Genomic DNA, 14897 nt, shown 5'->3' with positions numbered 1-14897 from the left:
TGCGAGAGATTGGAGAAATTCAGTCTCTTTTCTTTGGCATGAAGCAAAGTTGTTTACAAATGTAATCGAATTGTATATAATAAGTTTACAAATGTAATCGAAAGGTAAATCTATGAGAAAAGAATCTTATGCAGTGGAAGGCATGACTTGTGCTAGTTGTGCTTTGACGGTGGAAAAAGCCCTTGGAAAGTTGGAAGGGATCCAACAAGTTCATGTGAACTTGGCAAATGAAACAGTCAGTATAGATTATGATGAAAATCTTTTAAGTTTTGCAGACATGGAGGCTACTGTTGAAAAGGCTGGCTATCATTTGGCTCGTGATGTAAAGACAGAGACCTTTGATATTGAAGGCATGACCTGCGCTACCTGTGCTTTAACCGTGGAAAAGGCAGTTGGTAAGCTACCTGGTGTCGACACATCCAACGTCAACTTAGCGACAGAAAAACTGACGGTCAGCTACGATACTCAAAATCTCTATCCCTCTCAAATCATCGAAGCGGTGAACAAAGCAGGATATAAAGCCTTGTCTCTGGCAAGTCAGGAAGTAGCACCGGCTGAAGATCGTCAGGAAAAGCAAATCAAGAACTTCTGGACTCGTTTTATCTGGTCTACCGTTTTCACCTTACCCCTGCTCTATATTGCTATGGGACCCATGGTCCCTTGGGGAGGTCTTCCCTTGCCAGGATTTTTGGATCCGGCCCACGAGTTAGTCACTTACGCCCTGACCCAGCTTATTTTTACTCTACCCGTTGTATATTTGGGTCGCTCCTTTTATGTCCGCGGGTTTAAAAACCTGATGGCGCGTCATCCCAATATGGATTCGCTCATTGCTATCGGGACCAGCGCAGCCCTCATACAAGGCTTAGCCATGACCATTCTTCTAGCTATGGGTAAAGTAGGTGTTCATCATGGAGGACATCCGGAACTTTACTTTGAGTCTGCAGCGGTTATTTTGACTCTCATCACACTGGGTAAATACATGGAGCATGTGTCCAAGGGGAGGACTTCCCAAGCTATCAAGCAACTGATGGGCTTGGCTCCGAAGACTGCCCGTGTCATCCGCAACAGTAAAGAAATTCAGCTTCCATTGGAGCAGGTTTTAGTGGGTGACTTATTGTTGGTGAAACCAGGGGAAAAAATTCCTGTGGACGGTCAGGTAGTGGAAGGGCGATCCACCGTTGACGAATCTATGTTGACCGGCGAATCTTTGCCAGTCCTTAAGGAAGAAGGATCTTCTGTTGTCGGTGCTTCCATTAACAAAAATGGCTCTTTCACCTTCCGAGCAAGCAAGGTGGGTAAGGATACGACTTTATCGCAAATTATCCAGCTGGTGCAAGAAGCTCAAGGTTCTAAGGCTCCTATCGCGAAACTAGCAGACCAAGTGTCGGCCGTCTTTGTTCCCATCGTCATGGGTCTGGCCCTCCTTTCAGGTCTAGCTTGGTTTGTCCTAGGTCAGGAATCCTGGATCTTCTCCCTCTCTATCCTTATCTCCGTTCTGGTCATTGCTTGCCCTTGTGCCTTGGGTTTAGCAACGCCGACAGCCATTATGGTGGGCACAGGAAAGGGAGCGGAATACGGAGTCTTGATTAAATCAGGCGATGCACTGGAAGAAGCCAAGAAGATTCAGACCATCGTCTTTGATAAAACAGGAACCATCACAGAAGGAAAACCAGTCGTGACAGATTTATTGGTTGCAACTGATGTGGCTGAGGATGAGCTTTTGCGTTTGGCTGTAGCTGCTGAACAGGGTTCTGAGCATCCACTGGGTGAAGCCATTGTCGAATCCGCTAAGAATCGAAAATTGGATTTGCCAAAGGCAACTGATTTTACAACCATCTCAGGATTTGGTATTGTTGCTAAGATTGAAGATGAGAACATTTATCTGGGGAACAACAAGTGGATGCAAGAACAGAGCATTGACTTAGAAGAATTTGAAGGCCAGGCTCAAGCTCTGGCAACTCAAGGAAAAACGCCTATGTATGTGGGCAAAAAAGGTCAGCTCTTAGGTATCATTGCCGTGGCAGATACTATCAAGGAGTCTAGCCTAGAAGCCATTGCCAAACTGCAGAAGATGGGCATTGAAACTATCATGCTGACTGGTGATAATGAATTGACCGCCCAAGCTATTGCCCAGCAAGTAGGTATCGACCGGGTTTTGAGTGAGGTCCTACCGGAAGACAAGGCCCGTGAAGTCAAAAATCTTCAAGCAGCCGGCCGCCATGTAGCCATGGTTGGTGATGGTATCAATGATGCCCCAGCCCTAGCTCAGGCTCACATCGGTATGGCTATTGGAAATGGGACCGATGTGGCGATCGAATCAGCTGATATCGTCCTTATGCACAACAAGTTGACCGATGTAGCCACGGCCATCCAGCTGTCACGCGCCACCATCCGCAACATCCAGCAGAATCTCTTCTGGGCCTTCGCCTACAATGTCATCGGTATCCCTATCGCTATGGGGCTCCTCCATGTCTTTGGTGGCCCATTATTAGACCCTATGTTTGCCGGTGCAGCCATGAGCCTCAGCTCTGTCTCTGTCCTTATCAACGCCCTGCGTTTGAAAGGCTTTAAACCGGAATAAAACATAGAGAAGACAGGAAGCAATTCTTGTCTTTTTGATATTGGAAATTGAAAATATGCTATAATGAAAATATAGATATATCGTTTATTATAATTTTTCTGTGAGGATGAATTGACACCCTTTTATGAAAAACTGGGCTTTTCAAAATTTGCGACCGGTATGAAAATGATGGACTGATTTGGAAGGAGTAACTGAAATCATGCAGCTTAAAACAAAGAGATTAAGTATTAGACCCTTTGAAGATAAAGATGGAGAAGATACTTTTGAAATCTATCGTGATGAAGAAACCTGTCGTTTTCTACTTCATGAAGCATGGACAGAGGCTGATTTTGCAGAATATTTTAAAAAGAAACTGGCTAGAAGGAAGCTGGACAAGGATTCCATGTTGGATTTGGCCGTAGAATATGATGGCAAGGTCATTGGAAATATTAACGTTTTCTATACGGAAATGCGAGACACAGTCGAAATTGGTTATGTTTTTAATAAGAAGTACACCGGTCATGGCTACGCCAAAGAGGCTCTCTCTGCGCTTGTAAACATTCTTTTCAAAGATTATGCTGTTCATCGAATCCAAGCAAAACTTGATGCACGTAATTTGGCTTCTGCAAAACTTTGCGAAAGCATCGGTATGAGAAGAGAGGCACATTTTATCCAGGATTATTGGACTAAGGGAGAATGGACCGACTCCTATATCTATGGCATGTTGGAGTCTGATTTGCCAAGCTAAATAGAAAATAAAAAAAATTACCAGTCAAATGATTGGTATTTTTCATTGGAAATGCTTACAATAAAGAAAAAGAGTTTTAAGGAGGTCTCTATGACAACATTTATCGGAAAAGAAGTAACGTTGGTGGGCAAACAGCATCAGATTGGGACTATGGCGCCAGATTTCACCATTATGGCACCTGATTTGTCTAAGAAATCTCTGTCAGATTATACAGGAAAAAAGGTCATCAGTGTCGTACCGTCTATCGACACAGGTATTTGTTCAGCACAGACGCGCCGTTTTAATCAAGACTTGACCGACATGGACAATACAGTAGTGATCACCGTTTCATGCGATCTGCCATTTGCACAAGCTCGTTGGTGCGGAGCCGAAGGACTGGAGTCCGCGATTACTCTTTCAGATTACTACGATCATTCTTTTGGCAAAGCCTACGGCCTCTTGATGCAAGAGTGGAATCTCTTGGCACGTGCGGTACTGGTTTTGGATGAAGACAATACCATCACCTACGCAGAATACTTGGATAATGTGAATGAACATCCAAACTACGAGAAAGCATTAGCAGCTGTAAAGGCCTTGTAAAATCATATGAAAAACAGCCCTTGGACAATCAATCCAGAGCTGTTTTTTTGTTGTGAAATGTTATAGGACTTGGGCAGGAATCTGATTGACGTGACCATATGCAGTCTGTCCCTCTTTGTCCATGCTGAAGTGAAAATAGGCTCCACATCTGGGACATTCAAAATAAAAGTAACCTTCTGATTCTTGTGAAGTCTTCAAAAATGCTGCAAGATGTTCAAAAGAGGTTGCTGCCGCTGTATGGACCAGCAAACGCCCACGTGTATGCATTTCCAGCAAGAGCTGGTAGACTCTTTTAGACCCGATAATGGGATTTTGCTTGGTCGCGTTAAACAAATCCGAAATAATACCGCAATTAATACACATAAGGCACCTCCATGACTAAAACATATCCATTATACCATAAAAACAGCGCTTGGTCAGAAAGGAAAAAATAGTTCCAAAGAATTTTGGAGATAAGTTTATATAATCGAAAGATTATTGAATGTTGCTGTCTGAATCTTTGAGCAGATAAGGTCAGTCTTTTAGACTATGGTAGAGGACTGCTTTGATGGTATGCATACGATTCTCCGCTTCTTGGAAGATGATATCCGCATGATTTTGGAAGACATCATCCGTTACCTCTAGTGATTCGTAGCCATATTTTTCATAGATTTCAAGGCCGATAGCAGTTTTGGTATCATGAAAGGCTGGTAGGCAGTGGAGAACGACCGTATTAGGATTTTCAGTCTTGTCCAAAAGGGCTTGATTGACTTGATAGGGGAAGAGCAGGTCAATCCGCTCCTTGAAGTCCACTTCCTCACCCATAGACACCCAGACATCAGTATAGATGGCGTCTGCTCCCTTGACAGCAGCCGTGTCAGAAGTGATCTTTATCTTAGACCCAGTGTTGTGCTTGTGAGCTAAATCAATGACCGCTTGTTCTGGCTGCAGGCTCTCAGGGGATAGGATGGTAATATCGACACCCAGAATAGCAGCAGTGACCAAGAGGGAGTTGGCAACATTATTACGGCCATCACCAGCATAGACCAGGTGCAGGCCTTCTAGTTTACCAAAGTGTTCTTTGAGAGTCATGAAATCAGCCAGCATTTGAGTAGGATGCCACTGGTCGGTCAAGCCATTCCAGACAGGGACACCGGAGTATCTAGCTAAATCTTCAAGGGCTTCTTGAGAAAACCCCCGGTATTCGATACCGTCGAACATGGAACCCAAAACCTTGGCCGTATCGACCACCGACTCCTTTTTGCCCAGCTGGATTTCGGATGCGCCTAAGTAGGTCGCGTTCATCCCCAAATCTTGTGCGGCTACAGTGAAAGCAGCCCGGGTTCTTGTAGAGGCTTTTTCAAAAATCAAGGCGATATTGAGACCAGTCAGATAATTGTGGAGTACCTTATCTTTCTTGAGTTGCTTGAAGCGGATAGCTTCATCAATCAAATAAGTTAATTCCTCTTTATTGTAATCAATTTCTTTTAAAAATGAAGTTAGTTTCATCTCTTTTCCTTCCTAATCCTTTATGGATAAATCATAAGCTTCTTGAATCATTTGCTCAATTTGACCGGAATCGATCAGTTTTTGAAGAACCTTATCAATTTCGGCCTTGAGCGCGGTAGATCCTTTTGGCAAGGCAATGGCATAAGCATCACTGGCTGAAGAGTCCAGTTCAATATCCGCAATCATCAAATCAGGATTTTTTTCGACATAGCCTTTGGCGATTGGTTCTTCCAAAACAACAGCAGCGACTTGACCATTTTTCAATTGGTTAATCATCTCGCCAGTATGGGTCAGTGAAATGAGATGGGCCTCTGCTAGCTGTTCCTTTACGACGCTTTCTTGAATGGAACCCTTTTGAGCCGCTACGGACAATCCAGAAAATGCATCCAGAACTATCAATTTCTGGCTATCCGTTTTTTTGATAATGAGTTTGTTGGTCGCAGTATAGTAAGGGATAGAGAAGTCAAAGACTTTTTTCCGTTCCTCCGTGACAGAAATGCCTGAGATTCCGATATCCGCTTTTCCAGATTGGACAGTAGAGAGGACATTGTCGAAGCTCATCTCTGAAATATCAAGCTCCACTCCCAAGTCTTCAGCGATCTTTTTGACCATTTCCACATCGGAACCAACTACCGTATCTTTGCTATCAACTAGCGTTTTGAAAACGAAAGGTGCAAATCCTGTTTCAGTTGCAACGACCAACTTGCCATCTTCTGTCACATCTCTTAGGCTAGTATCTTCTTGAGAAGAACTTTGGCCACAAGCTACTAAAGTCAAGCCTAGTAGAGTCAGGTAGAGTATCTTGATCCAATTTTTCAACATATTCAATCTCCTTTGAATAAAAAATAATATAAAACTTATTTTAATGTATAAATATACAATTTGTCAAGTCTTGTTTTATATTTATTCTGAAAATCGTGAAAAGATATTTTTTTCAGCTAGTTTCCAGTTTTCTCTCGAAAAAAATGTAAGAAAGGAGTATAATGACCCTAAATATATTAATAGATCTATATTATCTGATGGGATGATAAGAAAGGAGAAGTTCATGATTACTTTTGACAACGTCAGTAAACTTTATGGTGATTTTGCTGCTTTGAAAGACTTGAATTTAAGTTTAGAAAATGGGGAAATTTTTGGTTTGATTGGTCACAATGGTGCAGGGAAAACAACCACAATCAGTCTCTTGACCTCCATCATCGAGCCAACTACGGGATCTATTTCTGTCAATGGCTTAGACCTAGCTCAGAATCGAGATGCTATCAAGAAACAGATTGCTTATGTACCGGATTCACCGGATATTTTTCTTAATTTGACAGCACGTGAATATTGGCAGTTTTTAGCCAATATCTATGGTGTGGATCAGAAAACTGCTGAAGAACGAATAGACACCCTATCAACACTCTTTGATATCAAGGATCGTCAATATGAAACCATTGACAGTTATTCACATGGGATGCGACAGAAAACCATGGTAATCGGTGCCCTCATTCCAAATCCTGATATCTGGATACTGGATGAACCATTGACAGGTCTTGATCCCCAGGCTTCCTTTGACCTTAAACAAATGATGAAAGAACATGCTCAAAAAGGTAAGACCGTTCTCTTTTCTACCCATGTCCTCTCCGTTGCAGAACAGCTTTGTGATCGGATTGGTATTTTGAGGAAAGGTCAAGTCATCTTTGTGGGTACCTTAGAAGAGTTAAAAGTTCTCCATCCAAATAAAGATTTGGAAACTATCTATCTGGAACTAGCAGGTCGTCAGACGGAAGCAAAGGTAGGTGAGCATGAATGAAATGGTCAAATATTTGGGAATTAACGAAGATTAATATTCTCTATTCCAACTCTCAGCTTCTAGAATCCATCAAGAAAAAAAGAGCCAAAAATCCCAAAGGTCAATTTTCTGGCTATAAGAGCATGATACGGCAACAGGCTTTTTCAACAGTGCTCATGTTAGTTATTTATTCTTATCTTTTTATAGGTATTGATTACCGAATGATGCCGGGGATGTTTACAGTTCAGTTGACTATGTTCATGCTTATATCTCTGGTCTATGGTTTTACTAGTTTCTTTTCCATTTTTTATGATAGTAACGATACCAAACTCTATCTTCCTTTGCCTCTTAAGGCTGGGGAGGTCTATCTGGCTAAGCTCCTATCAGCTCAAGGCTCTGTGTTGGTCTATCTGTCACCTATCCTTCCCCTCTTAGGAATTTCTTACTGGCAAGTAACGGGCTCACCTTTAGGTCTCCTTTGGGTATTGCCGATTGCTATCCTGATTATTGTTTTCATCAATTTAGTCGGCTTAACTCTGATTCATTTTATTGGAGAAATATTGACCAAAAGCCCCTATAAAAAGATGGTTTCGACCATCCTGATGGTGATCTCGACAGTCTTGGTCATTGTTGTTCTTCTTTTTGTTCAATTTACCAGTCAAAACCAACTACGAAGTAAACATCCAACGGATATGCCTAATATCTTCCTGATTCGTGGTTTTTATGATGTGGTGGCAAGGCCATTTAGCTGGGAAACAGCTCTCAATTTTGGTCTTCTTATCTTCGTCATTGTCGCCTTGGCTCTCTATGTTAGCCAAAGGGTCATTCCATCTTACTTCCATCAAATTTTAGCGATGGAGACGGTCCAATCCAATAATAAGCAAGGTAAGCCAAAGACTAGTAAGACACTAAGTCTCAAGCAAGCCCTCCACAAACACCATCTGTCAACCTTATTGGACGGAAGTTTGATTGTGCAATCCTATTTAATGCCTCTTCTTTATGCCTTTATTTTGGTTGGTCCCATGTTGAGTGGTGGTTTCTCACTTTCCACTATTGATATTCGTTTTTTTGGGAATGCATTTCTGCTTGGTACTTTATTTGGTATCTTTTTTGCCAGTCCAAATAGTTTTTTGGGGGTCGCTATTTCTCTGGAACGGGATAGTTATAACTTCATCAAGACCTTGCCTTTCAACTTTAAACAGTTTATTATTGATAAGTTTTTAGTAGTTAGTCTGGTACAACATTTAATACCTTACTTGGTCTACGTGGTTCTGCTGATCTTTTTATTCAAAGCTCCACTGATCTTGAGTCTCTTCTTTCTTCTGGGATTGGCGCTTTCTATCATAGTGGGCAGTCAATTTATCTACTGGCGTGATAACAGACTCCTGAACCTTAATTGGCAGAATATCAACCAGCTCTTCTCAAGAGGAAAAGGCCAATACTTAATTGCTTTTGGAACAGTAGGCATGATGATAATCGGCGCTTTATTAACAATAGTGACAGTTATGCTGGCTCTTGCAACCAATGTGCTAGTCATCAATATCATTCTTTTCTTGCTTATTTTGGCCTTGGTAGCTGGTCTGCAGTTCTGGCTTTATAAAGGTTTCTGGAAGAAGCTCTAGTATAGTCATTTGAATTAGCTTTGATACGTTGTCACTATCGGTTTGCCGTACTCCAGTACTGCCTGCACCTCAGTTCCTAGTCTTAAAGCTAATTCATTCAACTATACCAATAAGAAAGAACATTAGCAAACCTTATAAAAAAATTTGTGGCGTAAACGAAAAAGAAAGCATTTTCTTTTCTGATTATCAGAACTCTAAATGCTTTCTTTTTGCTTTGTATTTTTTAATGACCCACTTTTTCTTTTAACCACTGACTGAGATTAGCCAAGGCAGGATTGTCAGCCACTTTTTCTTTTTGTTGCTGTAGAAAATCAGAAAAAGTTTGGGGAACGCCCGTTTTATGCATTTTACTTTGTAATTCTTTCCATTTATCCATCCATTGTTGGGATGCTCGTTCATAAGCTAGTTCTAAAATTTCTTCCTTGGATTTGTAGTTGCGATAGAAGGCATTACGAGAAACCCCTGCTTTTTTTACCAATTCTGAAATGGAAATTTGTGGCAATTCTTTTTTCTCCATTAAATGCAGAAGCGCTGTTTCAATGGACTCACGGGTGATTTGATTGGCTTCTTTATTGGACTGGTAAAGATTTTTCAGTGATTTAGGGGAAATGTTTCTTTTGGACATGGTTTCTCCTTTGCTCGAAATGAAGGTCTCTGTTTCAAGTAGTAAATAATGAAAATGGATAGACTTTCTGTGACATCCGAAGATATTTTATTTATCTTGGAATTGTTTTCATGTTATAATTATTGTAAAAGAAGATAATGTGCTTGTCAAATAGAATTGCTTTATGACTAGAAAGATGGAATATAATGACTAAATGGAAAATTGTTGCTGACTCCGGTTGTGACTATAAGGAATTGGCCAATATTGCAGCAGATACAGTGTTTGAGAGTGTTCCCCTCTCTATTCAAGTAGACGGTGTTGACTACATTGATGATGCAAACTTGAATATTGATACGTTTATGGAGGCTATGTATGCTTCTAGTAAAGCAGCGACCTCAGCTTGCCCAAGCCCTCAAGCTTATGCAGCAGCCTATGAAGGGGCAGAAAATATCTTTGTCATCACTATTACTGGTGGTTTGTCAGGATCTTTTAATAGCTCCCGTGTTGCTAAGGAGATGTTCCAAGAAGAGCATCCAAATGTTAACATTCACTTGATTGATAGTTTGTCAGCTGGTGGTGAGATGGACTTAATTGTGGCGGAACTTAACCGTCTCATTGCTCAAGGTTTGGAATTTGATCAAATTGTAGAGGCTATTACAACTTACCAAGAAAAATCAAAATTGCTATTCGTTTTAGCAAAAGTGGATAATCTTGTAAAAAATGGTCGTCTCAGCAAACTGTTGGGAACTGTGGTTGGTCTTTTGAACATCCGTATGGTGGGTGAAGCTAGTGGAGAAGGTAAGTTGGAACTTCTGCAAAAGGCGCGTGGCCATAAGAAGTCAGTCACTGCAGCTTTTGATGAGATGAAAAAAGCTGGTTATAGGGGTGGCCGTATTGCTCTGGGCCACCGCAACAACGATAAGTTTTGTCAACAATTTTCAGAATTGGTAAGAAGTACATATCCTCAAGCGGATATTGAATGGATTCCGACATCTGGACTGTGCTCTTTCTATGCTGAAGAGGGTGGTCTTTTGATGGGCTATGAAATTGGATAAGAAAATGAAAGCTGACTTTTGGGTCAGTTTTTTTCTATGCTATCAGGAAGTTTTCATTTTCATGAATCATTCCCCTTTTTCTTGAACTTAGATTTATCAAGGTTTAAGGATCACCTAAAAAGAAAAATCGCCACGGTCTGTAGCGATTTTTCCCTTTATGAGCCATCATTCAACGTCAAAGCGTTATAATAGTAGTGCAAACTATAGCTATTAGCGAGGTCTCACATGAAAATTATAACACAACTCAACCTCTTTGAGGACCATGAAATGGGTGATTTAGAAAAAATTTTGACTGTTCTGGATGGTTTGCCAGAAACCAACCTCTTCCAGTGTCTGGAAGAAAGACGTCGTCATGGACGTCGAGATTATAGTGTTCAATCTTACTTCATCGCCTACGTGTCTAAATTTATTTTACAGCTGGAAACCGACCAACAATTGATTCGGCATCTGAATATGAATAGTCAGCTTCGACAAATATGTGGAGCGGGTCAACGGAAGATTGGATAGGGATTTTCGTTTTGAGAATCATACCATTCGAGGCCTGAAGAAGATGAGGTTAGCTATCAGTATGAGTTTTCTTGTCATGATTGGCTTTGCCCTGGCAAAATTGAAGACTGGAAACCAAGCGCATCTGGCGAGTTGGGTTGTTTAAAAAATCCCTCCACTTACAAGGGCCAAGTGCGCCCTTTTTTCAAGATTAGCTTTGAAATGACTAGTCAAGGTTAGAAAAATACCATTCTGCGGACAAGTTCACTCTCCATTCTTTTTAAAAATATACGAAATTATGAGAAAAAGGCAACAAGGGGAATGGTTCTTCATAGCCAATCCTTGCAAAAGATTTTTCACAAGCGTATAATGGAAAGACTGACTAAAGGAGAAAGCATGTATTTATTGAAAAAATTAGGCTGGTTTTTCAGAATGGAAAAGCGACGATATAGTATGGGGATTATAGCACTTGGTCTAGTAAGTGTTTTTAATTTGATTCCGCCTCGAGTGATGGGGCAAATCATTGATAAGATTGCTGGTCAAACCTTGACCAATCAAGAACTCTTTCTCAATGTCCTCTACTTGGTGGTATCCGGTTTTGCTATGTATGGCTTGCGTTATATTTGGCGGATGTATATTTTTGGAACAGCCAATCACTTGGGACAGATCTTACGTTTTCGTCTTTTTGAACACTTTACCAAGATGTCGCCTTCCTTTTTCCAACGTTTTCGGACGGGTGATTTGATGGCCCATGCAACCAATGATATCAATGCTTTGGTGATGACAGCTGGTGGTGGTGTTATGTCGGCAGTAGATGCATCCATAACGGCTGTTGTGACCTTGGCGACGATGTTCTTTGTCCTGGATTGGCGTTTGACACTTATTGCCATCCTGCCTCTACCCCTTATGGCTATGGCAACTAGTGCCCTAGGTCGACGCAATCATACGGCTTTTAAAGCATCTCAAGAAGCCTTTTCAAAACTCAACAACCATGTCCAGGAATCTGTTTCAGGAATTAAAGTGACCAAATCCTTTGGTTACCAAGGTGCAGAAGTTGCAGCTTTTGCCCATACTAACCAAGAGGTTTTTGAAAAAAATATGCGGGCAGCCAAGTTTAATGCCCTCTTTGATCCTATGACCATCACCTTTGTAGGCTTGTCTTATGTTTTGACCTTGGTCATTGGTGGCATTTTTATCGCTAATGGTGAGTTAACAATCGGTGAGTTAGTTACCTTTATTACCTATCTGGATATGCTGGTTTGGCCCCTGCAAGCCATGGGCTTCCTCTTCAATGTCATCCAGCGTGGCTCTGTTTCCTATGAACGGATAGATCATCTTCTAGCTCAGGAATCAGACATTGTAGAGACTGCTAATCCTCTACCTGGCATCAAAAACGGTAATTTGGACTATGCTATTGACAGCTTTTCTTATGACGAACAGGAAACCTTATCCAATGTTCATTTTGCTCTCAAAAAAGGACAAACTCTGGGTATTGTAGGTCCGACAGGTTCTGGAAAAACGACGCTTCTTAAATTGCTTCTACGCGAGCGAGATGTAGAGTCTGGTTCAATTTCTTTGAATGGTTATGATATCCGTGATTACAGTTTGCAAGACCTACGCAGTCTCATGGGCTATGTCCCTCAGGACCAGATTCTTTTTGCCATGTCTATTCGGGATAATATCCGCTTTGCCAACCCTGATCTACCCGATAAAATGGTTGAAAAAGCAGCACAACTCTGTGGTGTTTATGAAGATATTATAGCTATGCCTGAGGGCTTTGGTACTATCATTGGGGAACGTGGAGTTTCTCTGTCTGGCGGTCAGAAGCAACGGATTGCTATGAGTCGAGCCTTGGCTGCTAACCCTGAGATTCTTATGTTGGACGATTCTCTGTCGGCTGTTGATGCCAAGACTGAGCACCACATTGTTGAAAATTTAAAAGATGAGCGCTATGGAAAAACTACCATTATCACAGCTCATCGCTTGTCGGCTATCGTTCATGCAGATTTGATTTTAGTCATGGAAAATGGCCGAATCAAGGAAGCCGGCAACCACCAAGAACTAATGGAACAGGCTGGCTGGTACTATGAAACCTACCAATCGCAACAATTAACAGAAAGCTTAGAAGCTAGTCTAGAAGGAGGTATCTCATGAAAAAATCAGTTTTAATGCGACTCATGGGTTATCTTATGCGTTACAAGTGGTGGACACTGACAGCACTCGCTTTTATCCTCTTGACTACTTTGACAAGAACGGCGATTCCACTGGTGGCTCGCTATTATATTGATCATTTTGTCAACCAAGAAGTGGCCCAGTCGGGTTTGCTTCTCTTAGTCGGATATTATTTCCTCTTCCTACTTCGGGTGCTCTTTACCTACCTAGGCTCTTATACTTTTTCTCGAGTAGCCTATAGTATCGTTCGTGACATGCGGCAGGAAACCTTTGCCAATGTTCAGTCTTTGGGCATGTCTTATTTTGACAAAACGCCTGCCGGCTCTATTGTATCGCGGATTACCAATGATAGTCAGGCCGTAGCGGATATGTTTGGAACGGTCTTCTCTAGTTTCATCGCTTCTTTCTTTATCTTTACGGCAACCTTGATCACCATGTTGCAACTCAATTGGCAGTTAACTCTTTATATCCTGCCCTTCTTACCGATTATCTGGGGTTCTGTTTGGCTCTATCGCAAACTGTCCAATGATTTGGTTATGATGACCAGAAGTAAGCTCAGTGATATCAATGTTAAGTTGTCTGAATCTATTGAGGGTATGCGGATTATCCAGGCCTTTCGTCAGGAAAAACGCTTGATTGGCGAATTTGAAGCCATTAATCAAGAGCATCTGGACTATGCCAATCGGTCAGTCAATGTCAACTCTCTATTTTTGCGTCCAGCGATGTCGGTTCTCAAGGTTCTAGCTTATGCAGTGATTTTGACCTTTTTTGGACTCAACTGGCAGACTGCCACCTTTACGGCTGGTCTCATGTATGCTTTTATCCAATACATTAACCAGCTTTTTGATCCTCTGATTGAAGTGACTCAAAACTTTGCCACTTTACAAACCTCCATGGTGTCAGCCGAGCGCGTCTTCACCATGATGGATCAAACTGCTTATGAGCCTGTTCAGTCCGAATCAGATGCACAAGTAGCAATTGGCAATATTGCATTTAAGAATGTTTCTTTCTCCTATGATGGGGAAAATGATGTGCTCAAAAATATTTCCTTCTCCGTCAATCAAGGGGAGACCATCGCCTTTGTCGGCCATACAGGGTCTGGGAAATCTTCCATTATCAATCTCTTTATGCGTTTTTATGAATTTGAACGTGGTCAGATTTTGATTGATGGCGTGAATATCCGAGATTACAGCCAAGCTGAATTGCGTAAGGCAGTTGGACTGGTCTTACAGGATCCCTTCCTCTATCATGGGACAATTGAATCCAATATCAAGATGTATCAGGATGATTTGACCAGACAAGATGTTATTGCAGCTGCAGAATTTGTGGATGCGGATGACTTTATCACAAATCTGCCGAACGGGTATGATCAGGCCGTTACCGAGCGTGGCTCGACTCTGTCATCAGGTCAACGCCAGTTGATTGCTTTTGCCAGAACAGTAGCAGCCCAGCCTAAGATCTTGATTTTAGATGAGGCTATCGCCAATATTGATTCGGAAACAGAAGAAGTCATTCAAACATCTCTTAAGAAGATGCGGCAGGGTAGGACGACAATTGCGATCGCCCATCGCCTATCCACTATTCAAGATGCCAACTGTATCTATGTACTGGACAAAGGTCGCATCATCGAATCCGGCAGTCATGACCAACTCCTAGCCCAAGAAGGCACCTACCAAAAAATGTATCAGTTACAGGCTGGTATGCTCCAACAGTCTTAGACGACTGTTGGAGGTTGGAAATGAAGGAATCGAAGATTCTGTCAAAACAGTCTGGGGATAGACTGGTTGAGTCGGGAAATAAAGGAAACATCGT

12 protein-coding genes and 1 pseudogene are annotated in these 14897 nt (G+C 41.7%); 9 read left to right on the top strand and 4 right to left on the bottom strand.

Annotation, left to right across the window (positions count from 1 at the left end; all coding sequences use genetic code 11):
* Nucleotides 1-112: 112 nt before the first annotated feature.
* From BN1356_RS07530 to tpx, 3 genes are all read left to right on the top strand, one after another.
* Nucleotides 113-2581 carry a heavy metal translocating P-type ATPase gene (locus tag BN1356_RS07530; protein ID WP_093650785.1) on the top strand — a complete coding sequence of 823 codons (2469 nt, stop codon included), beginning with the start codon at nucleotides 113-115 and terminating at the stop codon, nucleotides 2579-2581.
* 199 nt (nucleotides 2582-2780) lie between these two features.
* On the top strand, nucleotides 2781-3308 hold the full coding sequence (locus tag BN1356_RS07525; protein WP_093650784.1) for a GNAT family N-acetyltransferase: 528 nt from the start codon (nucleotides 2781-2783) through the stop codon (nucleotides 3306-3308).
* 90 nt (nucleotides 3309-3398) lie between these two features.
* Entirely contained in the window at nucleotides 3399-3887 is a 489-nt protein-coding gene (gene tpx, locus BN1356_RS07520; RefSeq protein WP_093650783.1) for a thiol peroxidase, read from the top strand.
* Between the two features lie 60 nt (nucleotides 3888-3947).
* Here tpx and BN1356_RS07515 read toward each other — a convergent pair whose 3' ends face one another.
* From BN1356_RS07515 to BN1356_RS07505, 3 genes are all read right to left on the bottom strand, one after another.
* Nucleotides 3948-4250, bottom strand: a complete 303-nt coding sequence (locus BN1356_RS07515; RefSeq protein ID WP_093650782.1) for a hypothetical protein — start codon at nucleotides 4248-4250, stop codon at nucleotides 3948-3950.
* Between the two features lie 150 nt (nucleotides 4251-4400).
* Nucleotides 4401-5375: an ornithine carbamoyltransferase gene (gene argF / locus BN1356_RS07510; protein ID WP_093650781.1), complete on the bottom strand. Its 975-nt coding sequence runs from the start codon at nucleotides 5373-5375 to the stop codon at nucleotides 4401-4403.
* Nucleotides 5376-5387: 12 nt separating this feature from the next.
* On the bottom strand, nucleotides 5388-6203 hold the full coding sequence (locus tag BN1356_RS07505) for a transporter substrate-binding domain-containing protein (protein ID WP_425423528.1): 816 nt from the start codon (nucleotides 6201-6203) through the stop codon (nucleotides 5388-5390).
* Nucleotides 6204-6420: 217 nt separating this feature from the next.
* On the opposite strand from BN1356_RS07505, the gene BN1356_RS07500 reads away from it, so the two are divergent.
* On the top strand, nucleotides 6421-7167 hold the full coding sequence (locus BN1356_RS07500) for an ABC transporter ATP-binding protein (protein ID WP_093650779.1): 747 nt from the start codon (nucleotides 6421-6423) through the stop codon (nucleotides 7165-7167).
* Nucleotides 7164-8768: a hypothetical protein gene (locus tag BN1356_RS07495; RefSeq protein ID WP_093650778.1), complete on the top strand. Its 1605-nt coding sequence runs from the start codon at nucleotides 7164-7166 to the stop codon at nucleotides 8766-8768. The genes BN1356_RS07500 and BN1356_RS07495 overlap by 4 nt, the downstream gene beginning before the upstream one ends.
* Nucleotides 8769-9135: 367 nt before the next feature.
* On the opposite strand, the pseudogene BN1356_RS13115 reads toward BN1356_RS07495, so the two are convergent.
* Nucleotides 9136-9393: pseudogene (locus tag BN1356_RS13115) on the bottom strand (TetR/AcrR family transcriptional regulator); the annotation flags it as partial.
* Between the two features lie 185 nt (nucleotides 9394-9578).
* Here BN1356_RS13115 and BN1356_RS07485 point away from each other — a divergent pair.
* From BN1356_RS07485 to BN1356_RS07470, 4 genes are all read left to right on the top strand, one after another.
* Nucleotides 9579-10427, top strand: coding sequence for a DegV family protein (locus tag BN1356_RS07485; protein ID WP_093650776.1), 849 nt, complete (start codon nucleotides 9579-9581; stop codon nucleotides 10425-10427).
* A gap of 225 nt (nucleotides 10428-10652) precedes the next feature.
* A complete protein-coding gene (locus BN1356_RS07480; RefSeq protein ID WP_245620322.1) occupies nucleotides 10653-10934 on the top strand; it encodes a transposase in 282 nt (93 codons plus the stop codon).
* 375 nt (nucleotides 10935-11309) lie between these two features.
* The gene (locus BN1356_RS07475) at nucleotides 11310-13067 is read left to right on the top strand and encodes an ABC transporter ATP-binding protein (protein WP_093650775.1); all 1758 of its coding nucleotides are present in this window, start codon (nucleotides 11310-11312) and stop codon (nucleotides 13065-13067) included.
* Entirely contained in the window at nucleotides 13064-14803 is a 1740-nt protein-coding gene (locus tag BN1356_RS07470) for an ABC transporter ATP-binding protein (protein WP_093650774.1), read from the top strand. Before BN1356_RS07475 ends, BN1356_RS07470 begins: the two co-directional genes overlap by 4 nt.
* Nucleotides 14804-14897: the final 94 nt, after the last annotated feature.

Origin of the sequence: Streptococcus varani (assembly GCF_001375655.1) — a bacterium.
Taxonomy (GTDB): domain Bacteria; phylum Bacillota; class Bacilli; order Lactobacillales; family Streptococcaceae; genus Streptococcus; species Streptococcus varani.
This window is presented reverse-complemented; position numbering and strand designations above follow the sequence as displayed.

Excerpts from the sequence above, each read along its gene's own strand:
- BN1356_RS07530 (WP_093650785.1), top strand. The coding sequence starts at position 113 with ATGAGAAAAGAATCTTATGCAGTGGAAGGCATGACTTGTGCTAGTTGT.
- BN1356_RS07525 (WP_093650784.1), top strand. The coding sequence starts at position 2,781 with ATGCAGCTTAAAACAAAGAGATTAAGTATTAGACCCTTTGAAGATAAA.
- tpx (WP_093650783.1), top strand. The coding sequence starts at position 3,399 with ATGACAACATTTATCGGAAAAGAAGTAACGTTGGTGGGCAAACAGCAT.
- BN1356_RS07515 (WP_093650782.1), bottom strand. The coding sequence starts at position 4,250 with ATGTGTATTAATTGCGGTATTATTTCGGATTTGTTTAACGCGACCAAG.
- argF (WP_093650781.1), bottom strand. The coding sequence starts at position 5,375 with ATGAAACTAACTTCATTTTTAAAAGAAATTGATTACAATAAAGAGGAA.
- BN1356_RS07500 (WP_093650779.1), top strand. The coding sequence starts at position 6,421 with ATGATTACTTTTGACAACGTCAGTAAACTTTATGGTGATTTTGCTGCT.
- BN1356_RS07495 (WP_093650778.1), top strand. The coding sequence starts at position 7,164 with ATGAAATGGTCAAATATTTGGGAATTAACGAAGATTAATATTCTCTAT.
- BN1356_RS07485 (WP_093650776.1), top strand. The coding sequence starts at position 9,579 with ATGACTAAATGGAAAATTGTTGCTGACTCCGGTTGTGACTATAAGGAA.
- BN1356_RS07480 (WP_245620322.1), top strand. The coding sequence starts at position 10,653 with ATGAAAATTATAACACAACTCAACCTCTTTGAGGACCATGAAATGGGT.
- BN1356_RS07475 (WP_093650775.1), top strand. The coding sequence starts at position 11,310 with ATGTATTTATTGAAAAAATTAGGCTGGTTTTTCAGAATGGAAAAGCGA.
- BN1356_RS07470 (WP_093650774.1), top strand. The coding sequence starts at position 13,064 with ATGAAAAAATCAGTTTTAATGCGACTCATGGGTTATCTTATGCGTTAC.